Below are 9,339 nucleotides of genomic sequence, written 5' to 3'. Positions count from 1 at the left end.
CCGGTGTTCCCTAAAAGTTTTCAATATCTCACAACTCAAATCATATTGCTATATATAATAAATAGGTTGTAAAAAAAATCTAGGTAGACAAATCATGGGTCGTAAATGTCAATTGACTGGAAAGAAAGCTAATAATGGTTATGCAGTTTCCCACTCCCATATCCGCACTCACAAGTTGCAGCAAGCAAATCTCCAATGGAAGAGAGTTTGGTGGCCTCAAGGTAATCGTTGGGTGAAACTGCGACTATCAACTAAAGCAATTAAAACTTTAGAAAGCAAAGGTATACAAGCTATGGCCAAAGCTGCTGGCATTAACTTGAATAAGTGCTGATATATTTTTCTTTATACTCATCTAAATTTAACCCTGACCTACACTTGATGAGGACAGGGCTATTTTTTTTCTGGTTTTTTCCTAATTCTTTTTATCGCAGGGAACAGGGAAAATCCGATCTGGGAACAGTAGGAAAAACATTTCCCTGTATTAAAATAATTAGACCATTTCTCAAAAGTTTTGCGATATCTCCTTGGGGGTGTAGGTACTACAAAGAGTAAAAAAATTTTCCATACGCAAACCCTAAGTAAGTATTTATGTTTAATGTTTCACTGAGAATTTGAATCCTGATCGAGGTCAATGAAGATAATTTATTTAGTATAAATACTTAAGCAAGCTATAGATTTTGCACTAATTTTTATGTTACAAATTGAGCTACAAAATGTAGGCAAAAGGACAATAATAAATAGGGTTTGCTGATTAAATATAAAAGTCTTGATATATAAAGGTTTTGGCCTTTTTAGGTAGTGAAAAAGTACCAGGTTTTTGCCTAAGGAAGCTCAAAAAGTGAGTATTGGCGTAAGTATAGAAGCAGAAAAATCTTGGGATAATTTTTCCTTTGTACGTCCTCTACAACTCCTGATTCCTCTTGACTCTTCACTACTCCCTACTCCCTACTCCCTACTCCCTGCCGAGCGCAAAAAGACTTTTTCAGCAAACCCTAAATACTTATGTAATTTGAATAAAGAGGATTTGATATCAGAGATTTTTCACTTATTAATTAAATATTAAAGAATGATCGCCACCCAGGATTTCCAATTTTTGCGGTGATATAATGTTTAGATAAATCCTTATAAATACGGACTAGGACTGAGTCAAGAGAGAAAAAGGAGGATAAAGAAGAAGAAAGTTTTTTCTCACACTTTTAAAAGGACATGATATGAGACAAAAATTCTTTCAAGAGGACCAAATATATATTAGTCAATCAAAATAGACTTCAGCTTTGGGCCTCAAAAAGTGTAAGCTTTTCGGCGGCAAGAGCTGCATAAAGCTAGTATTTTGGGATGCTTATGTCAGAAAAATTAAGGGACAACTTTTCCGACTACCTCTTCTATAATTCCCATTTCTTCTGACTCCTACCAAAAGACTTTATTCAGCAAGTCCTAAGTATGTTTCAGATGAGTGAGCTACATCTTTAGCAGGCAAAATGTCTTAACTTTATCGTTAATATTTGTACCTCACATACCACCAAATCTGCTGTAAATACTGATTACTGAGTATTGAAAGGCGTTGATAATTGGTAAAATTATTTTCTACGAGGGGTAATACCCATCATTTACTATTGTAGAATATTTATAGGTATCAAAAACCGATGGATCTTAAGGTTTCATCTATTGATTTACCAGCACTCTATTGAACTACCAACTACTGACTACTGACTAATTATCCGGATACTATATAAATCCTAATTTTTTGTATAAAATTTTATACTGCATCAGTAATGATAAAAAAAGATTGTTACCCAATTACAAAAATATTAGGTATATTTTGATAGATAAAAAATTATAAAAGAAGTGCATCATTATGATTGATATTACTGTAGCAATCCCTACTTATAATGGAGCTGAACGATTACCATTAGTTCTAGACAAATTACGTTCTCAAATAGGGGTAGAAGGGCTATATTGGGAAATTATTGTTGTAGACAATAACAGCACAGACAATACAAAAAAAGTTATCAGTAGATATCAAAAAAACTGGCCTAAAAAAAATCCATTAAGATACTGTAATGAAGCACAACAAGGTGCAGGATTCGCCAGAAAAAAAGCAGTAAAAGTAGCAAATTCTCCATTAATTGGCTTCTTAGATGATGATAATATCCCTGCAGAAAATTGGGTAGCAGCAGCTTATCAATTTGCTCAAAAATATCCAAAAGCAGGAGCTTATGCTAGTCAAATCCATGGAGATTTTGCTGGAGAATTACCGCCTAATTTTGACAGAATCAAACCATTTTTTGCCATCACTGAAAGAGGAGAACAACCATTATTATATGAACCTGAAATTAAGGTAATACCTCCTTCCGCTGGATTAGTAGTTCGTCGAGAAGTATGGTTAGAAAGTGTTCCAGAGCAATGTATATTAAGTGGTAGAGTACCGGGTTCAATGTTAACTGCTGAAGATACGGAAACTATTAGTTATATTCAACAAGCAGGCTGGGAAATTTGGTATAACCCAGCAATGGAAGTAATTCACAAAATTCCTCAACACCGAACACAAAAAGATTATCTAATTAAATTTTTCCGTGGTATTGGTTTAAGTCGTTATGTAACTCGAATGTTAGGAGTTAAACCATGGTTAAAACCACTAGCTTTTTTAGCTTATACGGCAAATGATAGTCGGAAAATCATCCGTCATTTACTCAAATATGGTTTGAAATTACGAACAGATGTAGTGGCAGCTTGTGAGTTTGAACTATATATTAATAGTTTAAAAAGTCCTTTTTACTTGTGGAAGAATGGCTATTTGAATAAACTCGAATCAGACAATGCTTCAGTAGTAAAATCTAAAATAGGTTTTAGTGGTATTGATTGTCGGTAACAAAATGAAAAATTTATATCCTAGTTATCTGGAGTCGATTTTCTAGCAGAGAGTTAAAAAATTTGGCTACAGTTTGAAATATTTAAAAAGAATTTAATTAAATTTAATTCAATAACTATAGTAGGGTTTGCTGAAAAACTCTTTTAGTAGGGAAAGGAGAAATGGGAATTAGCGAGGAGGTAGGAGTAGGGAGCAGGGAATAAAAAATAATATAAACAACTGTACCTAAGTAATATCATGTCCGGATAATCACTGATAAAAAAGTCTTTGTTTGTAGTAGGGCTTTAGCCCTCTATCTACAGTTCGGGCTGAAGCCCTACTACAAGCTTTAATTATGACTATTCAACCGGACATGATATAACTTAAGAAATGCTATATATAATGTAAGTATAAGCAATGTAGGTACTAAAAAAATAATGCTAGACTTCACTGTTGCTATACCAACTTACAATGGGGCGAATAGATTACCCTTGGTATTAGATAAACTGCGGTCGCAAATTAACACGGAAAATATTTCTTGGGAAGTAATTATAGTTGACAATAATAGTAACGATAATACCTCTCAAATAATTCAAGATTATCAATCTCGTTTTGGTGAATTTGTTTCTATCAAATACTTATTTGAGCCTCAACAAGGGGCTGCGTTTGCTAGAATAAAAGCAATTAAAGAGGCAAATGGGATTTATATTGGCTTTCTAGATGATGATGTTTTACCAGAGAAAAATTGGGTATCTGCTGCATATTCTTTTTGCCAAGCTCATCCTCAAGCTGGAGCAGTAGGCGGTCAAATTCATGGTGATTTTGAAGTTAAACCACCGCCAGAATATAGAAGAGTATACCCTTTTTTGTCTATTAGAGAACATGGTGGTAAACCTCATCTTTTCCAGCCAAATAAGTTAAATTTACCAACTACAGCTTCATTAGTGGTTAGTAAAAAAGCTTGGAATGAATCTGTCCCCGATCGCTTGGCTTTAAGTGGTAGAGTAGGTAAGTCTATGTTAGGGGCAGAAGATTATGAATTCTTGTTGTATATCCACAAGAATGATTGGGAAATTTGGTACAACCCTGAGATGGAAAGTTATCATCAAATACCTGCTCATAGATTAGAGAGAGATTATTTATTATCCTTAAGTCGTGCTTGTGGCTTACCAACTTATTTCCTACTAACAATTAATGCTAAGAATTGGGAAAAGCCTATACTATTTGTGAGAACATTGTTAGGAAATTCTCGTCGGATAATTCTACATTTACTTAAGTACCGTGGTCGGGTTAAAACAGATTTAATTCTAGCCTTTGAGTTAGAATTTTTTTTAGGTAGTCTACAGAGTCCTTTTTATTATTTAAACAAAATTTTTAAATTTGAGAATAATAACAAACTAGGGTAATTAATTTATGATCTTTTTATCCCTATTTTGTATTTTGAGATTTTTTCAATAAATTTTCTAGAATTGTAGAAGGTAGGAGGATGTAAGCAATTATTTTTATCCACATTATTATCATCAATTTTCTTCTTGCTTGAAGTAAGGAAATATTATTTTTCACAGCATTTATATAGTACCTAGCTGCTGCTATTCCTTTTGTTTTGGTAACATTACCTTCTAAAGATTTAATAGTTAGATAAAGATAAAGATTAGAGACACTTTTTGGTTTTAAATTCTGTAAAGATTTAGAAACACGATCAAAAGCTCTATCTATAACTTCTAAACATTGTTTTTCTACTCTGGCAAGATTAGAAGATAATGAATTAGTAGATACTCTATATAAAATTTGAGGAGAGGGTACAGCAACAAACTCATATTTAATAGCTAATTTAAACCACACATCCAAGTCTTCAGCAGCAAAAAGTGATTCATCAAAACCACCTACTTCAATTAATGCTTGACGATAGATTAATGGATTAGACCCATTTTCTATAAAGTTATTTAATAACAGTTTTTCATATACATTTCCATTAGCTGTGATGTGGGAACCTGGATATAAAAACTTATCAAACTCATCTATATAATTAGTCCAACTATAAGCTATTTTAGCTTGAGGATTTTCTTCAAGTTTATAGAGTTGTTTTTCTAATTTATCTGAAGTCCAAAGGTCATCAGCATCAATAAAGGAAATATATTTTCCAGAAGCAATATCTATTCCACGATTTCGACTGGCAGAAGGTCCAGAATTTGAATAATTAAAAACTTTAATTCTCGGGTCTGGTATTTGGGAAATAACTTCTTCTGTTGAGTCAGTCGAACCATCATTAATAATTATTAGTTCGTAATCTTCAAAGGTTTGATTTAAGACAGATTCAATTGTTCTTTGTATAGTATTTTGCCCATTAAAAACAGGAATTATTACGGAAATTAGAGCCATAGAAAATTATACCATTTCTCCAAAACTTTTCTAAATTTTGTTGAGCAAGGGACCCACCCCTAACCCCTCCTGGGAGGGGAAGTGGGGGAGCGGGTAGGGGCGTTGTATGCAACGTCCTTACAGGGAGAAGTAAACATAAGAATAATTAACATTAACTTAGCTGAAACTAGAAAAAAAAGTGATTTTCTTGTGCTGATTATGTTGACAACTGAAGTACTGCTCAAGTATGGCAATATTTTCGAGAATTGGGCGTTGCTGATTCTGGGTATGATGCAGAGCTACCCGAGCAAGCCAATTTTGGGGGGGAATAAAACTCTAAAAGTCCCCCAATTTTGGGGGATGCGCGGGGGCTTAACCAGAACCAAACAATCACGCATTCATACTTCAATTCAGCAACGCCGAGAATTGGTATTAGAAGGTATTCATTAAAGGTTTTTAGCTGTTGTAGCTTCAAAATGCTAATACTTTACCCCTAACAATGCCGAAAATTTTGCCGTAGCAGATAGTCTAAACTGCTGCCTATCATCACTATTAGACTTTTTCACTAAATATTGTTTTAATTTACTTCTAAATTGAGAATAATTTTTCAGAAAAGTTTTAGGTATCAGATTATAGTATTTTTCCCACCTCTCATTGATATTATTAGATTGTTTTTGCAAAGAAACTTGAATTTGATTTGATTCAGGTAAAGGATCAATTTTAAGAAACTTGATAATGTCTATTGTGGTAGTTTTTATAGATTGACAGAAATTTTCATAAACAACTTCATAAACATCTATATCATTTTGTCGAAAAAATCTTTCCCATGCTCCTTCATGTCTTTTTATTCCTTCTTCAATACGATAGATAGCTAAAGGATTAAAACTAGGTTTTTTCAACTGCTGTTTCGGGGTATCATTAATCTCTTGACGCCACATTTCTGTTTGTTGGGCAATTTCAGTAGAAATCGCTTGCTTGAGCGTATTCTCTCGTCTAATATAAATAAAATGAGTATTAGGAAAAAAATCATTGATAATTTCTAAATCTGTTTGATTTTCATATCCTAAATTTTTTCGAGTAAACCTCAGGAAATCTCTCATATGTTCCCAGTGCATTTTTACGCCAAAAACACCGTTAGCTGTGAGTCCTTCATTCAAGATTTTGTCTGTATAGTTTATAAAAATAGAACTATCATTATTTTCTATTAATTTTTTAATTTTATTGGGATGGAAATACTCTCTAGGATTACCACAATAAGTAAAATCGCGTAGAATACTTGCCAGTAAACTACTACCACTCCTACCAATTGAACAGATGATATAACTTTTATGAAACGCCATAATTTACATCACTTAATTTCTACTACATATAGCAATCCTATTTTATTTGTGTATAAAAATCTTACTGTTTTTATGGAACAGGGAACAGGGAATAGGGAACAGGTAAGAGTTTCAGTTTTTTTATCTACTTTTTGATTTGTCACAACCAATTTAGGATTGCTATATATAATAGTCTAACATATAAAAATTCAAGATTAAAGCGATCGTTCAAAAATTGTTAAACATTGATAAATATGCTATTTAATTAATCAAGTACAGTATTTTTACTGTTGTTTGTTACCTATTTCATATTCCCTAAAAATTATAAATTTCGTGAAATGAAACTTAAATCAAAAACACGGTTATTTTTGGTTGGTTGTCCTCGGTCTGGCACTACTTTATTGCAAAGTATGTTAGCTGCACATCCACAAATATTATCTTTTCCAGAAACTAAATTCTTTTGGTATCTTATCCCTCTGTATAAAGAACGTTGGAGACGAAAATTGAAAATGGTTTCTCAGTATTTTAAACCTCGATTAAAAGAATTTTTTGTTGAGGAAATTAATCGAGGATATTTGTTAAATAAGTTTTCTAAATTTAATTTATTGAGAAGTCAATATACTAGACAATTTATTCAGATTCTTGATGAATTAACGACTACTGAAGGTAAAACAATTTGGTTAGAAAAAACTCCAGAACATCTTCTATATATTGACTATATTGAAAAAAATGTACCTGGAGTAAAGTTTATCCATCTCCTCAGAAATGGGATTGATGTAGTGGCCTCTTTACATGAGGTTACTCAGAAATATCCTGAACCTTGGGGAGGAGATTGCTGGAATCTAAATCTATGTATCAGGCGTTGGACTGAAGCTGTAGAAATTAGTCGTCAGTATCTACACAAATCTAATCATACTTTAGTTAAATACGAAGATATAGTCACAAATCCTCAAGCAGAATTAGTAAAACTTTGTGGATTTATTGGCATTGATTTTACAGATTTAATGCTAGAAAATTATGGCACTGCTGCGGAAAAATTAAGTATGAAAAATGCAGGGAGAACTGTTAAACAAGAAATTACAAATTCTCATTCTCAGAAGTTTCAAAAGTTATTTAATGAATCAGAAAGGGAGTATATTATCAAGAAATTATCGAAAGTCGATCTAAATTGGGTAAATAATCAAACAGAGATAGAATAGATAACAATTAATAATTAATAATTAATAATTAATAATTGGGTGCATCTCAATTAGGCGATAAGTAATTATACTCAAGAAGAGGGAGTACTCAAACCACTTGGTGAATTTATAGGTAAACTCAGACTATAGAGCATCCTGATTTTTGGGGTGCATCTCAATATTTACAAAAATATTTTTTTGACACTCCCTAAAAGCGATTAATTTTTGGCTTTCTTCAAAACTGAGATGCACCCTAATAATTACCTCTTCTTTCCAAGGAGAGGATTGACGCAGTAGGGAAAATTTTTTCTTCTCTTGGTCAATTAGATATGGCTCCGAGACCTCGCCACCCCACCCTACGTTCAACAATGAATAATTAATAATGAATAATTAATAATTACCTCTCCTTGAAAAGAAGAGGATTGACTCAAAGGAAAATTTTTTTCTTTTTTCCCCTTAAAAGGGGAGGCTTTAGACCACAATTTCTCGGGAAGCTCCGCTTTTTTCTCCTTTAAAGTAGAGACTGAAACCTTAATTATTTGGTAAATAGGGATTAATATTAAACCCCTTAATCCTGAAAAATCTTGTAAGTATGCTAATCAATAGAAACTTAGTGAATTTATGGAAACATCAAATCAAGAAGCGATCGCTTCTACTAAACCTACTTTAGACCGCCCACCAATTTTTATTTTGGGAGTACCCAGATCGGGAACTACATTACTACGAATGATGATGGATTCTCATCCAGAAATCATGTGTGGGCCAGAGGCTCCTTGGATTACCAATCAACAATTAGATTGGGCACCAAGTTTGCGATCGCTGACTTTATTTTTAACTAGAAATGAGTGGGGAGCCGTGAAAGCTTTTAAGGGAGTAGAAAAAGATTTAATCTATCAACTTATGGCAAACTTTATTGATGAAATTATGAGTGCTTCTGCTCGGAGTCATGGCAAAATTCAGTGGGCAGAAAAAACTCCCAGAAATATTATTGCTTTACCTTTTTTGTATCAACTTTTTCCCCATGCTAAATTCGTACATATTTACCGGGATGGGCGAGATGTAGCTTTATCAACTATTGGTAAGTGGAAAACTATTCCTGTTTCTGATAAAAAAGTCAAAAATAATTATAGAAATGCTCTGCAAAGATGGGTTGATTGGAATCAAAAATTTTGGAAAGATGCTGAGAAAGTTAGTCTCAATTATATCAGTTTAAAGTATGAAGATTTAGCAACTTCACCTCAGCAAGAGATGGCTAGGTTACTAGATTTTATTGGTGTTGAATGGAGTGATATGCTTTTATCTCCTTACGCTCAAGAACACGATATTGTGACAATGAAAGGAGAGGGAATGCAGACTTTTTTTAATCGTAAGTCAATTGATACAGCGTCCCTTTATCGATGGAAGAAAGAACTTAATTGGTTTCAAAAACGGACTACTAAGAGTATTGCTGAAGAGACTTTATCAAAATTAGGTTATGAATCTACTATGTAGGATTTGCTGAAAAAATCTTTAGACATCTCCACCAAAATAGGGAGTAGGGAGTAGGGAGTAGGGAGTAGGGAGTAGGGAGTAGGGGGAAAGAATTGATAATTTCTGTAGGATAATTGATTTTATTTTTTATTATTGGAGATGTCTT

Annotated in this window: 10 protein-coding genes; 7 read left to right on the top strand and 3 right to left on the bottom strand. The window is 33.1% G+C overall.

Translation table 11 applies throughout. The features are described from left to right. Positions 1-94: 94 nt before the first annotated feature. The 4 genes from rpmB to hpsE (AC3DU7_RS16645) all read left to right on the top strand — a co-directional run bounded on the left by rpmB (position 95) and on the right by hpsE (AC3DU7_RS16645) (position 4,254). Entirely contained in the window at positions 95-331 is a 237-nt protein-coding gene (gene rpmB, locus AC3DU7_RS16660) for a 50S ribosomal protein L28 (RefSeq protein WP_202223490.1), read from the top strand. A 507-nt stretch (positions 332-838) separates the two neighbouring features. Then, the gene (locus AC3DU7_RS16655; protein ID WP_488040443.1) at positions 839-1,063 is read left to right on the top strand and encodes a hypothetical protein; all 225 of its coding nucleotides are present in this window, start codon (positions 839-841) and stop codon (positions 1,061-1,063) included. A gap of 792 nt (positions 1,064-1,855) precedes the next feature. Then, the gene (gene hpsE / locus AC3DU7_RS16650) at positions 1,856-2,869 is read left to right on the top strand and encodes a hormogonium polysaccharide biosynthesis glycosyltransferase HpsE (protein WP_488040442.1); all 1,014 of its coding nucleotides are present in this window, start codon (positions 1,856-1,858) and stop codon (positions 2,867-2,869) included. A 416-nt stretch (positions 2,870-3,285) separates the two neighbouring features. Next, on the top strand, positions 3,286-4,254 hold the full coding sequence (gene hpsE / locus AC3DU7_RS16645) for a hormogonium polysaccharide biosynthesis glycosyltransferase HpsE (RefSeq protein ID WP_488040441.1): 969 nt from the start codon (positions 3,286-3,288) through the stop codon (positions 4,252-4,254). Between the two features lie 22 nt (positions 4,255-4,276). Here hpsE (AC3DU7_RS16645) and AC3DU7_RS16640 read toward each other — a convergent pair whose 3' ends face one another. Continuing rightward, complete coding sequence (locus tag AC3DU7_RS16640; protein ID WP_488040440.1) at positions 4,277-5,227, bottom strand: glycosyltransferase; 951 nt, start codon at positions 5,225-5,227, stop codon at positions 4,277-4,279. Positions 5,228-5,308: 81 nt separating this feature from the next. On the opposite strand from AC3DU7_RS16640, the gene AC3DU7_RS16635 reads away from it, so the two are divergent. Then, on the top strand, positions 5,309-5,656 hold the full coding sequence (locus AC3DU7_RS16635; RefSeq protein WP_488040439.1) for a hypothetical protein: 348 nt from the start codon (positions 5,309-5,311) through the stop codon (positions 5,654-5,656). A 29-nt stretch (positions 5,657-5,685) separates the two neighbouring features. Here AC3DU7_RS16635 and AC3DU7_RS16630 read toward each other — a convergent pair whose 3' ends face one another. After that, complete coding sequence (locus AC3DU7_RS16630; protein WP_488040438.1) at positions 5,686-6,546, bottom strand: Stf0 family sulfotransferase; 861 nt, start codon at positions 6,544-6,546, stop codon at positions 5,686-5,688. A gap of 317 nt (positions 6,547-6,863) precedes the next feature. On the opposite strand from AC3DU7_RS16630, the gene AC3DU7_RS16625 reads away from it, so the two are divergent. Next, entirely contained in the window at positions 6,864-7,724 is an 861-nt protein-coding gene (locus tag AC3DU7_RS16625; protein ID WP_488040437.1) for a sulfotransferase family protein, read from the top strand. Positions 7,725-7,847: 123 nt separating this feature from the next. Here AC3DU7_RS16625 and AC3DU7_RS16620 read toward each other — a convergent pair whose 3' ends face one another. Continuing rightward, positions 7,848-8,069, bottom strand: coding sequence for a hypothetical protein (locus AC3DU7_RS16620; protein ID WP_488040436.1), 222 nt, complete (start codon positions 8,067-8,069; stop codon positions 7,848-7,850). 255 nt (positions 8,070-8,324) lie between these two features. On the opposite strand from AC3DU7_RS16620, the gene AC3DU7_RS16615 reads away from it, so the two are divergent. Continuing rightward, on the top strand, positions 8,325-9,194 hold the full coding sequence (locus AC3DU7_RS16615; protein ID WP_488040435.1) for a sulfotransferase family protein: 870 nt from the start codon (positions 8,325-8,327) through the stop codon (positions 9,192-9,194). Positions 9,195-9,339 lie beyond the last annotated feature (145 nt).

The sequence above is a fragment of the Okeania sp. genome, from assembly GCF_983059655.1.
Note: the sequence above shows the minus strand (reverse complement) of the source record. Positions and strands in the feature narration are given on the sequence as shown.

Excerpts from the sequence above, each read along its gene's own strand:
- rpmB (WP_202223490.1), top strand. The coding sequence starts at position 95 with ATGGGTCGTAAATGTCAATTGACTGGAAAGAAAGCTAATAATGGTTAT.
- hpsE (WP_488040442.1), top strand. The coding sequence starts at position 1,856 with ATGATTGATATTACTGTAGCAATCCCTACTTATAATGGAGCTGAACGA.
- hpsE (WP_488040441.1), top strand. The coding sequence starts at position 3,286 with ATGCTAGACTTCACTGTTGCTATACCAACTTACAATGGGGCGAATAGA.
- AC3DU7_RS16640 (WP_488040440.1), bottom strand. The coding sequence starts at position 5,227 with ATGGCTCTAATTTCCGTAATAATTCCTGTTTTTAATGGGCAAAATACT.
- AC3DU7_RS16630 (WP_488040438.1), bottom strand. The coding sequence starts at position 6,546 with ATGGCGTTTCATAAAAGTTATATCATCTGTTCAATTGGTAGGAGTGGT.
- AC3DU7_RS16625 (WP_488040437.1), top strand. The coding sequence starts at position 6,864 with ATGAAACTTAAATCAAAAACACGGTTATTTTTGGTTGGTTGTCCTCGG.
- AC3DU7_RS16615 (WP_488040435.1), top strand. The coding sequence starts at position 8,325 with ATGGAAACATCAAATCAAGAAGCGATCGCTTCTACTAAACCTACTTTA.